The 17,285-nt window shown below is 67.0% G+C and carries 17 protein-coding genes; 10 read left to right on the forward strand and 7 right to left on the reverse strand.

All coding sequences use genetic code 11. The features are described from left to right. Positions 1–50 precede the first annotated feature (50 nt). From rsmG to rpmH, 6 genes are all read right to left on the reverse strand, one after another. The gene (gene rsmG / locus WFG93_RS02340; protein ID WP_336644703.1) at positions 51–677 is read right to left on the reverse strand and encodes a 16S rRNA (guanine(527)-N(7))-methyltransferase RsmG; all 627 of its coding nucleotides are present in this window, start codon (positions 675–677) and stop codon (positions 51–53) included. A gap of 170 nt (positions 678–847) precedes the next feature. Then, on the reverse strand, positions 848–1,336 hold the full coding sequence (locus WFG93_RS02345; protein WP_336644704.1) for a Jag family protein: 489 nt from the start codon (positions 1,334–1,336) through the stop codon (positions 848–850). Further along, on the reverse strand, positions 1,336–2,400 hold the full coding sequence (gene yidC, locus WFG93_RS02350; RefSeq protein ID WP_336644705.1) for a membrane protein insertase YidC: 1,065 nt from the start codon (positions 2,398–2,400) through the stop codon (positions 1,336–1,338). Before yidC ends, WFG93_RS02345 begins: the two co-directional genes overlap by 1 nt. Before the next feature lie 3 nt (positions 2,401–2,403). Beyond that, positions 2,404–2,754: a membrane protein insertion efficiency factor YidD gene (yidD, locus tag WFG93_RS02355; RefSeq protein ID WP_336644706.1), complete on the reverse strand. Its 351-nt coding sequence runs from the start codon at positions 2,752–2,754 to the stop codon at positions 2,404–2,406. Continuing rightward, positions 2,751–3,101, reverse strand: coding sequence for a ribonuclease P protein component (gene rnpA / locus WFG93_RS02360; protein WP_336644707.1), 351 nt, complete (start codon positions 3,099–3,101; stop codon positions 2,751–2,753). The genes yidD and rnpA overlap by 4 nt, the downstream gene beginning before the upstream one ends. A gap of 6 nt (positions 3,102–3,107) precedes the next feature. Beyond that, positions 3,108–3,245 carry a 50S ribosomal protein L34 gene (rpmH, locus tag WFG93_RS02365; protein ID WP_022879826.1) on the reverse strand — a complete coding sequence of 46 codons (138 nt, stop codon included), beginning with the start codon at positions 3,243–3,245 and terminating at the stop codon, positions 3,108–3,110. A gap of 331 nt (positions 3,246–3,576) precedes the next feature. Here rpmH and dnaA point away from each other — a divergent pair, with 331 nt between their 5' ends. The 7 genes from dnaA (at position 3,577) to WFG93_RS02400 (ending at position 13,527) form a co-directional block, all read left to right on the forward strand. Continuing rightward, positions 3,577–4,971 (forward strand): chromosomal replication initiator protein DnaA, encoded by a 1,395-nt coding sequence (gene dnaA, locus WFG93_RS02370; protein WP_336644708.1) that lies wholly within the window; start codon positions 3,577–3,579, stop codon positions 4,969–4,971. A 418-nt stretch (positions 4,972–5,389) separates the two neighbouring features. Beyond that, complete coding sequence (gene dnaN, locus WFG93_RS02375; protein WP_336644709.1) at positions 5,390–6,532, forward strand: DNA polymerase III subunit beta; 1,143 nt, start codon at positions 5,390–5,392, stop codon at positions 6,530–6,532. A 136-nt stretch (positions 6,533–6,668) separates the two neighbouring features. Then, complete coding sequence (recF, locus tag WFG93_RS02380) at positions 6,669–7,850, forward strand: DNA replication/repair protein RecF (protein WP_336644710.1); 1,182 nt, start codon at positions 6,669–6,671, stop codon at positions 7,848–7,850. Then, complete coding sequence (locus WFG93_RS02385) at positions 7,834–8,340, forward strand: DUF721 domain-containing protein (RefSeq protein ID WP_336644711.1); 507 nt, start codon at positions 7,834–7,836, stop codon at positions 8,338–8,340. The genes recF and WFG93_RS02385 overlap by 17 nt, the downstream gene beginning before the upstream one ends. 116 nt (positions 8,341–8,456) lie before the next feature. After that, complete coding sequence (gyrB, locus tag WFG93_RS02390; protein WP_336644712.1) at positions 8,457–10,517, forward strand: DNA topoisomerase (ATP-hydrolyzing) subunit B; 2,061 nt, start codon at positions 8,457–8,459, stop codon at positions 10,515–10,517. A 26-nt stretch (positions 10,518–10,543) separates the two neighbouring features. Continuing rightward, complete coding sequence (gene gyrA, locus WFG93_RS02395; protein ID WP_336644713.1) at positions 10,544–13,102, forward strand: DNA gyrase subunit A; 2,559 nt, start codon at positions 10,544–10,546, stop codon at positions 13,100–13,102. Positions 13,103–13,122: 20 nt separating this feature from the next. Continuing rightward, entirely contained in the window at positions 13,123–13,527 is a 405-nt protein-coding gene (locus WFG93_RS02400) for a DUF3566 domain-containing protein (RefSeq protein WP_336644714.1), read from the forward strand. Between the two features lie 27 nt (positions 13,528–13,554). Here WFG93_RS02400 and WFG93_RS02405 read toward each other — a convergent pair whose 3' ends face one another. Then, positions 13,555–14,274, reverse strand: a complete 720-nt coding sequence (locus WFG93_RS02405) for a VIT1/CCC1 transporter family protein (RefSeq protein WP_336644715.1) — start codon at positions 14,272–14,274, stop codon at positions 13,555–13,557. Between the two features lie 158 nt (positions 14,275–14,432). On the opposite strand from WFG93_RS02405, the gene WFG93_RS02410 reads away from it, so the two are divergent. Genes WFG93_RS02410 through WFG93_RS02420 form a run of 3 tightly spaced genes read left to right on the forward strand, consistent with a single transcriptional unit; the run spans position 14,433 to position 17,229 of the window. Further along, the gene (locus WFG93_RS02410; protein ID WP_336644716.1) at positions 14,433–15,737 is read left to right on the forward strand and encodes a sensor histidine kinase; all 1,305 of its coding nucleotides are present in this window, start codon (positions 14,433–14,435) and stop codon (positions 15,735–15,737) included. Continuing rightward, entirely contained in the window at positions 15,725–16,426 is a 702-nt protein-coding gene (locus tag WFG93_RS02415) for a response regulator transcription factor (RefSeq protein ID WP_336644717.1), read from the forward strand. Before WFG93_RS02410 ends, WFG93_RS02415 begins: the two co-directional genes overlap by 13 nt. After that, positions 16,423–17,229 carry a hypothetical protein gene (locus WFG93_RS02420; RefSeq protein ID WP_336644718.1) on the forward strand — a complete coding sequence of 269 codons (807 nt, stop codon included), beginning with the start codon at positions 16,423–16,425 and terminating at the stop codon, positions 17,227–17,229. The genes WFG93_RS02415 and WFG93_RS02420 overlap by 4 nt, the downstream gene beginning before the upstream one ends. Positions 17,230–17,285: the final 56 nt, after the last annotated feature.

A 17,285-nucleotide genomic window follows, 5' to 3' on the forward strand; every position in this document is an offset into this window, starting at 1 on the left:
CCGGCGTTCCGACCCGCCGGTGCGCTCCTCGCTCAACGACCGGGCCGAAATCAGGCGCGCACGCGCGCGCGTACTACTCGCGTGGTCTCACTGAGCACGCCCTCACCGAGAAGCTCCACCGTGACACCCGTCACCTTGTGCTTCTTGAGCACCTTCTGCGCAGCCTCGATCTCGGCCGCGGCGTTCTGCCCCTTGAGCAGGAGCAGCTCTCCCCCATCCTTGACCAGAGGTGCAGTGATCGGGACCAACGTCCGCAAGGCGCTCACCGCCCGTGCCGTCACGACGTCGAACTCCAGCCCGACGTCCTCCGCCCGCGCACGCATAACCGTCACGTTATCGAGGCCCAGGGCGTCGACCTGCTCATTCAGCCAGAGAGTGCGTCGTTCCATCGGCTCGATCAACGTCCATTGCACGTCGGGCCGGCTGATCGCCAACACGATGCCGGGAAGGCCGGCGCCGGAGCCCACGTCAGCGACAGAGCCATGGAACAGCGGGGCAGCGATTGCTGAATTCAATACATGGCGAGTCCAGATGCGCGGCAGCTCAAGCGGTCCGATCAGCCCTCGAAGCTCACCCTCTTGTGCCAGCGCGGCAGTGAAACGACGCGCAAGCCCGATGCGATCGCCGAACAGCACGGCAGCAGCGGCGGGTTCGAGTTCGACGGAGGTGTCGGGCATGGGGGCTCCTGATTGGTGGGAGAAGGGGTTGAGCGCGGTTAGGTGCGTTTCGGCTCGCGTCGCTCGCTCAACGACCGGAAGCAATTAGCGTTTCGGCTCGCCTCGCTCGCTCAACGACCGGCAGACGACCGCCGCTCAACGACCGGGAAACGCCCGTTCCACGTGAAACATCAGCCGCGCGAGATCACCGTGTGCCGGTCGGCACCCTCGCCGTACGACTCCGACACCAGGCCGCGCTCGGAGACGATGTCATGCACCAGCTTGCGCTCGTAGCTCGACATCGCGGGCAGCGAAGCCTGGGTGGCACCGTCATCCAGCTTCGCCTCCGCGGCGTCCACGAGCGCCTCGAGCTGGCGCCTGCGCGCATCCCGCGAACCCCCGATGTCGAGGATCATGCGCGAGAACGAACCGGTCTTGTTCTGGACGGCCAGCCGCGTCAGCTCCTGCAGCGCCTGCACGGTCTCGGGCGCCGACAGCAGCGACAGCCCGCCCCCGTCCGCCTCGACCGACACATATGCGCGCCCCTGTCGGACGTCGAGGTTCAGATCGCCGTCGATGTCGGCGATGTCCAGCAGCTCCTCGATGAAGTCAGCGGCGACGTCACCCTCATGCTCGAGTTCTTCATCCGAGGGCGAGACGTTCACTTCGTCGGTCGTCATCAGTTCGTCCCCTTCTTCTTGGCGCGCTTCTTGCTCATCGGCTGCTCGCGCTTGGGTGCATCCGCCTTCGTCTTCTCGACCTCTTCGAGCTTGCGCTGCTCCTCGGCCCGGTAGACCTCCATCGGCACGACCTTGCCCTGCGCGTTGATGGCCTTGCCCTTGCGAGCGAGACGCTCCTCACGAGCCTTCGCGGCTTCCGAGCCCGGCGTCGGCATCTCACGGATGACGAGGAACTGCTGCGCCATGGTCCACAGGTTCGAAACGAACCAGTACATCACCACGCCGAGCGGGAAGAACACGCCCGAGAAGATGAAGCCCAGCGGCAGCACGTAGAGCATGATCTTCTGCATCTGGTACGCCTGGCCGGTCTTGGCCTCCGGCGACAGGTTCTTCGAGATGATCTGCAGCTGCGTGAAGAACTGCGAGACGATCATCAGCACCACCAGGATCACCAGCAGCACGATCGCCGGGGTGTTGCCCGAGTTCCAGGCGTCGCCGAGCGTCTCGTGCAGAGAGACCGTCCCGAACAGCTTCGCGTCGTAGAACTCCCTGGTCAGCTCGGTATTCAGCAGGCCCACACCACCGCTGCCCGCCTGGGCGTGCATCCCCACGTCGCGCAGCACGCTGAACAGCGCAAAGAAGATCGGCATCTGCACCAGCAGCGGCAGACAGCTCGACATCGGGGTCGTACCGTGCTTCTTATACAGCGCCATGGTCTCGCGGCTCATCGCCTCTCGAGAGAGCTGATCCTTCTTGCCGCGGTACTTCTCCTGAACTTTTCGCAGTTCAGGAGCGATTTCCATCATCTTCCGCTGGCTCTTGATCTGCTTGACGAACAGCGGGAACACTGCTGCGCGCACCACGATCACCAGACCGACGATCGACAGCACCCAGGTGATGCCCTCGGCCGGTGCCATCCCCAGCGTGGTGAGCAGCCAGTGCCATGCGACGAGGATCAGCTCGACGGCCCATTTCAGCGGCCACAGGATCGCACCGAAGAGGTCGAAACCGCCGGCGTTCGAGTCAGGCGAGGGTGAGTTCGCGAGCAGAAGGTCAAGACCCACTGTTCAGTCCTTTCGAGCAGGTACGACGAGCCCGTGCCGGGTCAGGTCGTATCGGAAGTGAGCGTGCGGACGGACGTCGTCGACGCCGCCCTTGCTCCACGGATTGCACCGCAGGATGCGCCAAGCCGAGAGCACCGCTCCCCACAGGGCGCCGTTCTGCTGAACCGCCCCTACAGCGTACGCGGAACAGGACGGGTAGTACCTGCACACGTCCCCATAGAGAGGTGAGATGACCGCGCGGTACAGCGCGAGAACCCCGAGAACGAGATTGCGCGGCAGGAGCAGGATGCCGCGCACGAGATCGGATGCCTGGAACCGCGCTGTTCCGAACGCGTACGACGGCAGGGCGCTCATGCCCGTGCCGATGTGGACAGCACGCGGCGCAGGCACCGCTCGACATCGGTCCGAAGGGCGGAGAACTCAGCCCCGGCGGATGCAGGAAGGGCACGGATGACGACATCCGTGCCCTCCGGAACCATGTCGACGAACTCCGCACACGCCGCCTTCAGTCGACGGCGGACGGTGTTGCGAACCACGGCGGTTCCTACCTGCTTGCTGATGATGAACCCGAACCGGGGGGCCCGCTGCTCGACGCCTGGCAGCACCGAGGTGATCAGACGCGGGCCGCCGCATCGTGTGCCGCGGCGCACCACCTGTCGATAGTCGACGCCGCGGGTCAGACGATTCGGGCGGGCGAGCACTGGGCGCTACGCCGAGAGCTCGGTGCGACCCTTCGCGCGGCGGGCCGAGAGGATGGCGCGGCCGGCGCGGGTGCGCATGCGGGCGCGGAAGCCGTGCTTCTTGGCGCGACGACGGTTGTTGGGCTGGAAAGTGCGCTTGCTCATGGAATCACTCCGGGAATGGTGTCACCGGGGTTCAGCATCCGGAGACGGGGGGTACTGCCATAACGGCATAAGTCAACCGATTTATGGTACGACCTGCCGCGGCGCAGGGCAAATCCGCCGGAGGACACGGCGAAGAGACGGCACCGGATGCCACCCTGCGTGCACCGAGTTGCGCACACTCATTATCCACAACTGTGGAGACCCCCTCTTCGCGCGACACTCCCCCGTCTTTCCGCGGTCGGCTTGCCCTCGCGACGGGTGGTGACTACCGTGGCATCCGACGTTATCCACAGGGGAGAACCCGCCCCGCTCCCCAACCCGCCGGAGCATCATGATCCCTGCACCCCATCCCGACGTGCCGATCTGGTCCACCCTTCTCGATCGCCTCGCCGACGACGATCGGGTCAGCCCTCAACTGCACGGCTTCCTCAGCCTCGTGGTGCCTGCGGGCGTGATGGGCGGGGTGCTCTACCTCGACGTGCCCAACGACCTCACCGCCGCACAGATCAACAAGCGCCTGCGTGTGCCGATGATGGAAGCGCTCTCGGGCATCGGCGACGAAGTCACCTCGTATCGCACGGTGGTCAACCACGAGCTCATCGACCAGCCGACTGCGCCGATCGCCGTACCGGAATTCGCCGCGCCCGAGCCAGTGCGCATCGAGTCGCCGATGGAGCAGCAGCCTGCGCCACTGCGTCACGAATCCCGCTTGAACCCGAAGTACACCTTCGACAACTTCGTGATCGGCCAGTCGAACCGCTTCGCCCATGCTGCGGCGGTCGCGGTGGCCGAGGCTCCCGCCAAGGCGTACAACCCGCTGTTCATCTACGGCGACTCCGGTCTGGGCAAGACGCACCTGCTGCATGCGATCGGCGACTACGCTCAGTCGCTGTACGCCGGCGTGAAGGTGCGGTACGTCTCCAGCGAGGAGTTCACGAACGACTTCATCAACTCGATCGCGAACAACCGCGGCGCCGCGTTCCAGAGCCGGTACCGCGAGGTCGACATCCTGCTGATCGACGACATCCAGTTCCTGCAGGGTCGCGCCGAGACGCAGGAGGCGTTCTTCCACACCTTCAACCAGCTGCACGATCACAACAAGCAGGTCGTGATCACAAGTGACGTCGCACCCAAGCTGCTGACCGGGTTCGAGGACCGCATGCGCAGCCGCTTCGAGTGGGGTCTGATCACCGACGTGCAGGCGCCCGATCTCGAGACCCGCATCGCGATCCTGCGCAAGAAGGCGCAGAGCGAGTCGCTGCACATCCCCGACGAAGTGCTCGAGTACATCGCCACCGTCGTGTCGTCGAACATCCGCGAGCTCGAGGGCGCCCTCATCCGCGTCTCGGCGTTCGCCAGCCTGAACCGCTCGATGCTCGACATCTCGCTGGCCCAGACCGTGCTGCGCGACATCGTCGACACCACCGAAGACAACATCATCTCGCCGACCGACATCATCACGGCCACCGCGGCCTACTTCAAGCTCACCGTCGACGACCTGTACGGCTCGAGCCGCTCGCAGCAGATCGCGACCGCTCGGCAGATCGCGATGTACCTCTGCCGTGAGCGCACCAGCCTCTCGCTGCCGAAGATCGGTCAGCTCTTCGGCAACCGCGATCACACCACCGTCATGTACGCGTGCAAGAAGATCAGCGAGCTGATGAAAGAGCGCCGTTCGCTGTACAACCAGGTGACCGAGATCACCACTCAGATCAGCCGGCGCTGACGGAACGACACGCCTGCTCAGCGGCAGAATTCGTGTGGTTCTCCGCAGGGGCTGTGGATAACTTGTGGAAACATCGGTCTGCGGATGCCGTCCAGCACCCCCTCCTGTGGATAACCATCGCCGCTTCCCAGATGCCCCGTACCTCGGAAAACCGCGGATTCCTCAGGGAGTCCACATCTGACACGGATGTAGTTACCTACTCTTGACTGCTATCCACCGAGTTATCCACACAATCCACAGTTGTTAACACCGTTAAGAGATTTCCATCATGTCAAGGATCTATCGATGACCAGATGGGTGTGGATCGCACCGGGCCTGCGGGCCCTGCGCGGTAGCGGGTCGGAGGATCGGTGCGACTAGCATGGGATCGCCTGCAGTGCGCCCGCTGCAGCGGCAGAGGTACAACGAGGGAGCGCCCGTGAGGTTCCAGGTCAACCGCGATGTGTTCAGCGAGGCTGTGTCCTTCGTCGTCAAGCTGCTGCCGCAGCGCAACCCGCAGCCGATCCTCGCGGGTGTGCTGATCGAGGCATCCGAGGCGGGACTCACCCTCTCGGCCTTCGACTACGAGGCGTCCGCACGCACGACCATCGAGGCCACTGTCGACGAGGCCGGCACGATCCTCGTGCACGGGCGACTGCTCTCGGACATCGCGAGCCGGCTGCCCAACGCGCCGATCGAGATCGCCGTCGAGGAGGACGGGGGCGTGGCCGTGACCTGCGGCTCGGCGCGGTTCACGCTCGCAGCCATGCCTGTCGAGGAATACCCGTCGATTCCCGAAGTGAGCGGTTCCACCGGCGTCGTGCCGGCCGAAGACTTCGCCACTGCGATCGCTCAGGTCGCGTTCGCTGCATCCCGCGACGATGTCACCCCGGTGCTGACCGGCGTGCAGCTCGAGGTGTCGGGTCACAATCTCAGCCTGGTGGCGACCGACCGGTACCGCGTCTCACTGCGTGACGTGCCCTGGGACGGCGAGGTCGCCGAGCAGTCGGCGCTGGTGCCGGCGCGCACACTGACCGAGGTCGGCAAGACGTTCTCCCACGCCGGGAACATCGAAGTGGCTTTCTCAGGCGCCGGCGATCGCGAGATCATCGCCTTCACCGCCGGCAACAAGACGGTCACATCGCTGCTGATCAAGGGCAACTTCCCGCCGGTGCGCCGGCTCTTCCCCGAGCAGACCGATCACTACGCCGTCGTCAACACCGCTGAGCTCATCGAGGCGGTCCGCCGCGTCGCCCTCGTGCTCGACCGTTCGGCGCCGCTGCGGTTCACCTTCGCCGCCGACGGCGTCACGATGGACGCGTCCGGCAGCGAGCAGGCGCGGGCATCCGAGTCGGTCGATGCGCACCTCAACGGGGGTGACGAGGTGACGCTCGGGCTGAACCCGCAGTACCTTCTCGAGGCGCTCGGAGCGGTGAAGAGCGAGTTCACCCGCGTGACCTTCACCTCGAGCGACAACGCCAACAAGCTCAGCCCGGTGCTCGTCACGAGTCAGACCTCGGTCGACCAGGCGGGCCTGGACTCGTTCAAGTACTTGCTGCAGCCCAACCTCCTGCTGCGGTGACCCTTCGACCGGCTCAGGGACCCTTCGACCGGCTCAGGGAGCTAGACGACGAGGTTCTCGGGCCGGCAGACGAGGTCCCGGGGCCGGACTAGAAGGTACTGGGGCCGACGTCAGACGCCGAGGATAGGCTGAAGCGGTGATTGTGGAGCACCTGAACCTGGTCGATTTCCGCAATTACGCGACCGCCGATCTCGCGCTGCACCGGGGTCCGAACGTGCTGGTCGGCAGCAACGGGCAGGGCAAGACGAATCTCGCGGAGGCCATCGTCTTCCTCGCCACCCTCGGGTCGCACCGGGTCTCCTCCGATGCGCCCATGGTGAAGGACGATAAGGACTTCGCCGTCATCCGCGCTCGCCTCGCTCACGGCGAGCGCAAGGTGCTGGTGGAAGTCCAGCTGAACAGGCAGGGCACCAATAAGGCGCGCATCAACGGATCGCCGTCGAAGACCAACGAGCTGCCGCGCTACGCGCACGTCGTGCTGTTCGCGCCGGAAGACCTGCAGATCGTGCGCGGAGATCCCTCCGCGCGCAGAAGATTCGCTGATCAGATGCTGATTCAGCGCACCCCGCGCATGGCCGGCGTGATCGCGGACTACGAGCGCGTGCTGCGTCAGCGCACGGCGCTGCTGAAGTCCGCGCGCGCCCGCGGCGTGCGCGGCGAGGGACTGTCGACCCTGGATGTGTGGGACGACAAGCTGGTCGCGCTGGGCTCGGAGATCATTCACGCGCGGCTGCGCCTGGCCGCCGACCTGCAGGGTCCGGTGGCCGATGCGTACGCGGCCATCGCGGGCGCCGATCACCGTCCGCAGCTGGAATGGGCGCTGTCGGTGCGTGGGGCGGACCCGGAGGACGACGCCGATGACGACGCGGATGCCGTGGCCGATCCCCGAGGGGAGATCGCCGACCAGTTCCGCGCGGCGCTGCACGCCAAGCGGAGCAAGGAGATCGAGCGCGGTCTCACGCTGGTCGGACCGCACCGCGACGATCTCGTGCTGCGGGTGCGCGATCTTCCCGTGAAGGGATATGCGTCCCATGGCGAGTCCTGGTCGGTCGCGCTCGCGCTGCGACTGGCATCCGCACAGCTTCTGCGGACGGAGTCGCCGGCGGGCGATCCCGTGCTCATCCTCGACGATGTGTTCGCGGAACTGGATGCCGATCGGCGTCAGCGCCTGGCGGCGCTGACCTCCGGCTACGAGCAGGTCATCGTCACTGCGGCGGTCGAGAACGACATCCCGGACGCGCTGCACCGGCACGTGGTGCGCATCACCGCGGGCACGATCAGCGACGAGAGGCAGGAAGCCGATGACCTGGGTCCCTGAGCCCGGCGAAGGGCCGAACCCGCCGGAGACCGTGGCCACTTATCTGCGCCTGCGCGGTCTGAAGCCGAGCTCGAAGAACTGGAAGCGGCGCAAGCGCGTCCAGGCCGACGACGACAACGCCCCGTTCACCAAGGGGCGCGATCCGGGCATGCTCGGTGATGTGCTGGCGAAGCTGACCAAGGACTCCGGGTGGGAGAAGACGCTGGCCGCAGAGGACCTCGTGCGGCAGTGGGCCGAACTCGCTGGCGCCGACACCGCCAAGCACTCCGAGCCGGTCTCGCTCGAGCGCGGCGTGCTCACCGTCAAGTGCGACTCCACGGCATGGGCGAAGAACCTGCAGTTCATGCGCGGCGTGATCATGACCGAGATCACGAATCGGTACCCGGATGCCGGAGTGCAGAACATCCGCTTCATCGGCCCGGACGTCCCGTCATGGAAATGGGGTCCGCGTGTTGTCCCCGGGCGGGGCCCACGGGATACCTACGGGTAGGGCATCACGCCCCACCCCTCAAGCGCTCAGAAGCGCACACACGGCGTTTGAGGCGCATACGCCTGCTGGAAACCCTCTAGAATGGAGGGGTACTTTCGAGTGGAGAACCATTTCCTATGACGCCTGAAGATCCTTCGACAAGCTCTGAGCACGACCCGACGTCGGGCCCGACGACCGAGAACAGCTCCTCGAAGGTCTCCGGCGACTACGGCGCCGATCAGATCCAGATCCTCGAGGGTCTCGAGGCGGTGCGCAAGCGCCCCGGTATGTACATCGGCTCGACCGGTCCGCGTGGTCTGCACCACCTCGTCTACGAGATCGTCGACAACTCAGTCGACGAGGCGCTCGCCGGGCACGCCGACAACATCGAGGTGACGATCCTCGAAGACGGCGCGATCCGCGTGGTCGACAACGGCCGCGGCATCCCCGTCGATCCGCACTCCTCAGACCCGAACAAGTCGACGGTCGAGGTCGTGCTGACGATCCTGCACGCCGGAGGCAAGTTCGGCGGCGGCGCCTACGCCGTCTCCGGTGGTCTGCACGGCGTCGGCTCGTCGGTAGTCAACGCGCTCTCCACCCGCTTCGACGTCGAGGTGCGGCAGAAGGGCTTCGTCTGGCGGCATCGCTTCGCCGAGGGCGGCGTGCCGCAGCAGCAGCTCGAGAAGGGCGAGGCGACCGATGAGACCGGTACGACCATCACCTTCTGGCCCGATCCGTCTATCTTCACCGAGACGGTCGAGTTCGAGTACGACACGCTGCGCACGCGCTTCCAGCAGATGGCGTTCCTGAACAAGGGGCTCCGCATCGCGCTGAACGACGAGCGTCCGGCATCCGCCCTCGAGGAGGAGGTCGACGGCACCCTCGTCACCCGCCAGCCGTCCGACGTCTTCCTCTACGAGCGCGGACTGGTCGACTACGTCGAGTACCTGAACAAGGTGCGCAAGGCCGAGGTCGTCAACGAGGAGATCATCTCCTTCGAGGCCGAGGACACCCAGCGCAAGATCTCGCTCGAGCTCGCGATGCAGTGGACCACCTCGTACACCGAGAACGTGTTCACCTACGCCAACACCATCAACACCCACGAGGGTGGCACACACGAAGAGGGCTTCCGCGCCGCACTGACCAGTCTGGTCAACCGCTACGCGCGGGCGAACAACCTGCTCAAGGAGAAGGACGACAACCTCTCCGGCGACGACGTACGCGAGGGGCTCACCGCGGTCATCTCCATCAAGCTCGGCGAGCCGCAGTTCGAGGGGCAGACCAAGACCAAGCTCGGCAACACCGAGGCGAAGACCTTCACGCAGAAGATCGTCAACGATCAGCTCGGCGACTGGTTCGACCGCAACCCGCAGCAGGCGAAGAACGTGATCCGCAAGGCGATCGACGCGGCGACCGCCCGCATCGCCGCCCGCAAGGCGCGCGAGACCGCACGCCGCAAGAGCGTGTTCGAGTCGGCCGCGATGCCCGACAAGCTCAAGGACTGCACGAGCAAGGACCCCTCGATCAGTGAGATCTTCCTCGTCGAGGGTGACTCGGCCGGCGGATCCGCCGTACAGGGCCGCGACCCGCACACCCAGGCGATCCTCGCGCTGCGCGGCAAGATCCTCAACGTCGAGCGGGCTCGTCTGGACAAGGCGCTGGGCAACCGCGAGGTCCAGGCGATGATCCAGGCGTTCGGCACCGGTATCGGCGAGGACTTCGACATCGAGAAGGCGCGGTACCACAAGATCGTGCTGATGGCGGATGCCGACGTCGACGGACAGCACATCACCACGCTGCTGCTGACCCTGCTGTTCCGCTACATGCGCGGACTCATCGAGGCGGGTTTCGTGTACCTCGCGATGCCGCCGCTGTACCGGCTGAAGTGGACCAACGCGCCGCACGAGTATGTGTACTCCGACGCCGAGCGCGATGCGCTGCTCGCGCACGGCGCCGAGAACGGCAAGCGACTTCCGAAGGATGCCGGTGTGCAGCGCTACAAGGGTCTGGGCGAGATGAACGCCAAGGAGCTGTGGGAGACGACGATGGATCACACCACGCGCACTCTCCGCCAGATCACCATCGACGACGCGGCTGCGGCGGACGAGATCTTCAGCGTGCTGATGGGTGAGGACGTCGAGTCTCGACGCACGTTCATCCAGCGCAACGCGAAGGACGTCCGCTTCCTCGACATCTGACGTCGCGACGAGCTTCAGGAAAGAACATGACTGACGAAGAACGCCCCGACATCACCGCGGGCCACGAGCACGGCCGCATCAACCAGGTCGACCTGCAGTCCGAGATGCAGCGGTCGTACCTCGACTACGCGATGGCGGTCATCGTGGGTCGCGCGCTGCCTGACGTGCGCGACGGCCTCAAGCCGGTGCACCGCCGCGTGCTGTACGGCATGTACGACGGCGGCTTCCGCCCCGACAAGTCGTTCTCGAAGTGCGCGCGCGTCGTCGGCGAGGTGATGGGCCAGTACCACCCGCACGGCGACACCGCGATCTACGACACCCTCGTGCGTCTCGTGCAGCCGTGGTCGTTGCGCTACCCGCTCGCGCTCGGTCAGGGCAACTTCGGCTCCCCCGGCAACATGGGCGCCGCGGCTCCCCGATACACCGAGACGAAGATGGCCCCGCTCGCGCTCGAGATGGTGCGCGACATCGAAGAGGACACCGTCGACTTCTCGCCGAACTACGACGGCCAGACCCAGGAACCCGACGTGCTGCCGGCACGGTTCCCGAACCTGCTCGTGAACGGCTCGATCGGCATCGCGGTCGGCATGGCGACCAACATCCCGCCGCACAACCTGCGCGAGGTCTCGGCCGCAGCGCTCTGGGCGCTCGAGAACCCGCAGCTGCCGCGTGAGGAGCTGCTCGAAGGGCTCATCCAGCGCATCCCCGGGCCGGACTTCCCCACCGGGGCGCAGATCCTCGGCACCAAGGGCATCCACGAGGCGTACCGCACCGGCCGCGGCTCGATCACCATGCGCGCGATCGTCGAGGTCGAGGAGATCCAGGGCCGCACCTGCCTGGTGATCACCGAGCTGCCGTACCAGGTCAACCCCGACAACCTCGCCGTGAAGATCGGCGACCTCGCCCGCGACGGCAAGATCACCGGCATCGCCGACATCCGCGACGAGTCCTCCGACCGCACCGGTCAGCGCCTGGTCGTCGTGCTCAAGCGCGACGCGGTCGCCAAGGTCGTGCTGAACAACCTGTACAAGCACACCCAGCTGCAGGAGAACTTCGGCGCGAACATGCTCGCGATCGTCGACGGCGTGCCGCGCACGCTCGCGATCGACGGCTTCATCACGCACTGGCTCGACCACCAGCTCGACGTGATCGTGCGGCGCACCGCGTACCGCCTGCGCAAGGCGCAGGTGCGCATGCACATCCTGCGGGGATACCTGAAGGCCCTCGACGCCCTCGACGAGGTCATCGCGCTGATCCGCCGCTCCCCCACCGTCGACGAAGCGCGCGAGGGACTGAAGGCCCTGCTCGACATCGACGACGATCAGGCCCAGGCCATCCTCGACATGCAGCTGCGCCGGCTCGCGGCGCTCGAGCGGCAGAAGATCATCGACGAGGCGACCGAGCTCGAGACGAAGATCGCCGACTACAAGGAGATCATCGCCACCGAGTCGCGTCAGCGCGAGATCGTGCGCCACGAGCTCACCGAGATCGTCGACCGCTTCGGCGACGAGCGTCGCACGCACATCCTGCACGGCTTCGACGGCGACATGTCGATGGAGGACCTCATCCCCGTCGAGGAGATGGTCGTCACCGTCACCCGCGAGGGCTACATCAAGCGCACCCGAAGCGACAACTACCGCTCGCAGCACCGCGGCGGCAAGGGAGTCAAGGGCGCGCAGCTGCGCGCCGACGATCTCGTCGAGCACTTCTTCGTCACCACCACGCACCACTGGCTGCTCTTCTTCACCGACAAGGGCCGGGTCTACCGCACAAAGACCTACGAGGTGCCCGAGGCGGGGCGGGATGCCAAGGGGCAGCACGTCGCCAACCTGCTGGCGCTGCAGCCCGACGAGAAGATCGCCCAGGTGCTGGCCATCAGCGATTACGCGGCGAAGGACTACCTGTCGCTGGCCACCCGCAGCGGCCTGGTGAAGAAGACCCGGCTGGGCGACTACGACACCAACCGTCAGGGCGGTGTGATCGCGATCCGACTGCGCGAGGGCGATGAGCTGGTGAGCGCGAAGCTCGTCAACTCCGACGAGGACATCCTGCTCATCAGTGCGAAGGGCATGTCGGTGCGCTTCCACGCGACAGATGAGGCGCTGCGGCCGATGGGCCGCGCGACCGAGGGTGTGCGCGGCATGAAGTTCAGGGACGAGAACGACTGCCTGCTCTCGGCATCCGTCGTCTCGCACGACTCGTTCGTCTTCACCGTCACCGACGGCGGCTACGCGAAGCGCACGAGCGTGGATGAGTACAAGGTGCAGAAGCGCGGCGGAACCGGCATCAAGGTGGCCAAGCTGAACGACGAGCGGGGCGTGCTCGCGGGCGGTCTCATCGTCTCGGAGGACGACGAGGTCTTGGTGGTTCTCTCCAGCGGCAAGGTGGTACGCTCTGCCGTGGCCGAGGTGCCCGCCAAGGGCCGCGACACCATGGGCGTCGTGTTCGCCCGGATGTCGGGTGACGACCGCATCCTCGCCGTCGCACGCAACAGCGAGCGCGGCATCGACGAAGAGGACGAGTCGCTGGGTGAGATCGAGGTCTCCGAGCCGGCCACCACACCCGCAGACACTCCTGAAGCCTGATCCGAAGAGAGCACCGATACATGAGCACAGTCGCTGACAAGCTGGCGAAGAAGTCCACACGCAAGACCAGCGGCAAGCAGGTTCGCCTGCGTCTGGTCTACGTGGACTTCTGGTCGGCGGTGAAGCTGTCGTTCCTGGGCGCGGTCGCGCTGGCGATCGTGACGATGGTGTCGTTCTTCCTCATCTTCATGGTGCTGCAGGCGACGAACGTGCTCGCCCAGACCGGTGAGTTCCTCGACACGTTGACCGATGGCACCGTCGACCTCGAGAGCCTCATCGGCCTGCCGCAGGTGATGGCCTTCGGTGCTGTGGTGTCGATCCTCAACCTGATCGTGTTCACCGTGCTCGGCGCGGTGATCGCGGGGATCTACAACCTCGCGGTCAAGGTCACCGGCGGTCTGCTCGTCGGCTTCATGTCCAACTGAGCCGGCGATCCCCGCCCGGCGGCGAGGTCACACGACCCCGGTCGTGCCCAGCAGCGAGCCGATCAGCCACGTCACCGCCAGCGCGAGCGCTCCGCCGACCACGAGCCGCACTGCCGCGCGTCGCCGCGACGACCCGCCCACCCGTGCCGAGATCGTCCCGGTCAGCGCGAGGGCGATCAGCACTGCCGCGAAGGTGACCGGCACGCGCCACCCAGGCGGCGGCAGCAGGATGGCCAGCAGCGGCAGCAGCGCGCCGATGGTGAACGACACCGCCGAGGACAAGGCGGCGTGCCACGGGTTGACCAGGTCGTGCTGGTCGATGCCGAGCTCGACCTCGAGGTGGGCGGCGAGGGCGTCGTGTGCGGTCAGCTCGACCGCTACCTGCTGCGCGGTCTGCTCGCTCAGACCGCGATGCCGGTACAGCTCGGCGAGCTCCGCCAGCTCCTCCTCGGGCATGGTGCGCAGCTCTTCGCGTTCCTTCTCGATGAGCGCGCGTTCGCTGTCGCGCTGACTGCTGACCGAGACGTACTCCCCCAGCGCCATCGATATCGCGCCGCCGACGAGTCCGGCGAGTCCCGCGATCAGCAGCGCCGCGCTGTCGGTGGTCGCGCCGGCGACGCCGACGACGAGCGAGGCGACAGAGACGATCCCGTCGTTCGCGCCGAGCACCCCCGCGCGCAGCCAGTTCAATCGCTGGCCGAGGCCGGTACCGTGTGGCTCATGCGGATGCGAGGACGTCGTGCTCATGAGGTCAGTGAAGCATGCCCGCGCCCGGGTGGGAAGGAGGCGCGGATGCCGGCTCCGCGCACGAGCGCCTGGTGACGCCCCGGGGTAGGGAAAACCGTAACCGGGATCTCGGGATGGCCCCGTGGTAGCAAGAGACGCGGGAACCGTACCGTGGTGACATGACCACCGATCCGACTCCCCCGCCACCTGCCGCTGCCCCGGTCCCGCCCGCCGCGACAAGAGCTGCGCGCCCCGTGCCGCTGCGCATCGTGCTCACGATCCTCGAGCTGGCCGCCCTCGGTGCTGTCGGCACGGCGGCGTTCGCCATCCTCACCACGATGTTCGGCGTGGGTCTGGCGCTGCTGTTCGTCTTCGGCATCGGCGTGATCGTGCTGCTGGGCGTCGTGTACGGACTGTTCGGGGTCGCCTGGTTCGAGGTGCGCCGGATCGCGGGTCTGTACAGCGCACCTCTGCCGGACCTGCGCTGGCGCGAGCGGACCCGGCCGGGGTTCGGCGGCTGGTTGCGCAACGTCGCCCGCCAGTCCGTCGACGGACGCATGTGGCGCGCGATCCTCAACTTCGTGCTCGCCTGCATCGCCGGCACCGTCGTGCTGCGACTGTTCTGGGGCATCATCTGGTCGATCTTCTTCGCCTTCGCCCCGCTCGGCCGCGAGGGCAGCGTGGAAGGACCATTCGGCAGCTATCTCGGTGCGGAATGGGCGCCGCTGGTCGGCATCGTCGGCGTCATCGCGGGAGCGGCCGGAATCGTCGGCCTCGCACTGCTGCACCGCGTGCTCAGCAGAGCCCTGGTCATCCCGAGCCGGGAGGCGGAGCTGGCCGCACAGGTGCGCACCAGCACTGCGCAGCGAGCGGGCGCGGTGCGCGCCGCCGAGCTCGAGCGCACGCGCATCGAGCGCGATCTGCACGACGGCGTCCAGCCGCGACTGGTGTCGGTGGGGATGACGCTCGGCCTGGCCAAGCAGAAGATCGACGCGGATCCCACATCCGCGAAGGTGCTCATCGACGAGGCGCACACCTCCACCAAGGCCGCCATCACCGAGCTGCGCCAGCTCGCGCGCGGCATCCACACCTCCGTGCTCGACGACCGCGGACTCGATGCCGCCCTCTCGGCGCTCGCTGGACGCTCGCACATCCCCGTGCAGCTCGACGTGCGCATCGACCCCTCGCTTCATGGTGCGGGATGCCGCGACGCCGAGGCCGCCGTCTACTTCGCCATCGCCGAATCGCTGACCAACGCGGCGAAGCACTCGCGCGCCAGTGAATGCCGCGTAGTGGTGCGCAGCCGCGCGGGCGGCCTGTGGGCGCGCGTCGAGGACAACGGCCTGGGCGGTGCACAGGTGCAGCCCGGCGGCGGGCTCGACGGCATCACCAATCGTGTGCTGGCCGCAGGGGGCACCTGCCGCCTGGACAGCCCGATGGGCGGTCCCACCAGTCTCGAGGTGACGGTGCCATGCGCATCCTGATCTGCGAGGACTCGGTGCTGCTGCGCGAGGGGCTGGTGCGCCTGCTGGAAGACGCCGGACACGAGGTGGTCGCCGCCCTGCCCGACACCGTCGGCCTGATGGATGCCGTCACGGCATCCGCTCCCGACCTGGCCATCCTCGATGTGCGCCTGCCGCCGACGTTCACCGACGAGGGCATCCGCGCGGCGCTCGCCATCCGCGCGGCGCATCCCCCGCTGCCGATCCTCGTGCTCTCGCAGTACGTGGAGGAGCGCTACGCGAGCGATCTCATCGCCACGCAGAACCGGCCAGCACCGGGCGGTGCGCTGGGCTATCTGCTCAAGGATCGCGTGGCCGACGTGGCGGAGTTCATCGAGTCCGTGGAGCGCATCGCCGCCGGCGCGACGGTGCTCGACCCTGAGGTCGTCTCGCAGCTGCTCACCCGGCGCAACCGCGACGAGCGGATGCTGCGGCTCACCGAGCGCGAGCGCACCGTGCTGGCGCTGATCGCCGAAGGCAAGTCGAACAGCGCAATCGCGCGCCTGCTCTTCCTCAGCGAGGCCAGCGTCGAGAAGCACATCACCGCGATCTTCCAGAAGCTGGGCCTCGATCCTGAGGACGGCAACCGCCGAGTGCTCGCCGCACTCGCGCACATCGAGAACATCGGTCCGGCTGACACCGGCCACGGCATCAAGGGAGGGCTGCGATGAGCGGCACGACGAACAAGAGCATCGGTGCGCTGACCGTGGTGGTCGCAGCCTTCGGTGGGGCGGTGCTGCTCGCCTCGGCCGCCTCGGCGGCGGTGACCGGCGTGCAGCGGATCGGGCCGCAGTCCGGCCAGCTCACCGCCGACGCCGCAGGGGCGAGAGCGGTCGACCTGGAGGTGGATCGAGCCGACATGCGGGTGGAGTTCGGCGATGTCGAGCGGATCGAGCTGCGCGTGGAGGGCGCGGCCGCCACGGGCTGGACCCTGCGCCGTGACGGAGATCAGCTCGAGGTGCGCGGGCCGGACCGCGGTTTCGACTGGTGGAGCCCCGACTGGCTGCGGGGTGAGGAGCGGGCAACCCTCGTGCTTCCCGACGAGCTTCGCGGCCTCGACGGTGACTTCTCGGTGCAGGCCGGCGCGCTGCGCGTCGACGGCGTCTTCGACGAGCTCGAGGTCGGTGTGGATGCCGGCGCACTGACAGTCGACGGCTCGGCGCGGGACCTGGTCGCCGAGCTGAACGCGGGGAGCGCCGACATCGCGTTGTCCGGAGTCGCGACCGCCGAGTACAACGTCAATGCGGGGCGGGCGGTGTCGACGCTGTCCGACGCTCCGGACACCGTGGTCTTCTCGGTGTCGGCGGGCGACTTCGACCTGACCGTGCCGGATCGCGCCTACGACGTGCGCCGTGATGTGAGCGCGGGGTCGCTCGACAGCAGGCTCGACGAGAGTGCCTCCAGCTCGCACCGGATCAGCGGTTCGGTGTCGGCAGGGTCGGCGACGCTGAGGGCAGGGGACCGGGCGGAGTGAGTCGGAAACGCCCGGCCTGCGCGCAGGCCGGGCTCGATTCGCTTTTCGACCGCTGC

It is taken from the genome of Microbacterium sp. USHLN186, from assembly GCF_037145155.1.
Lineage (GTDB): Bacteria > Actinomycetota > Actinomycetes > Actinomycetales > Microbacteriaceae > Microbacterium.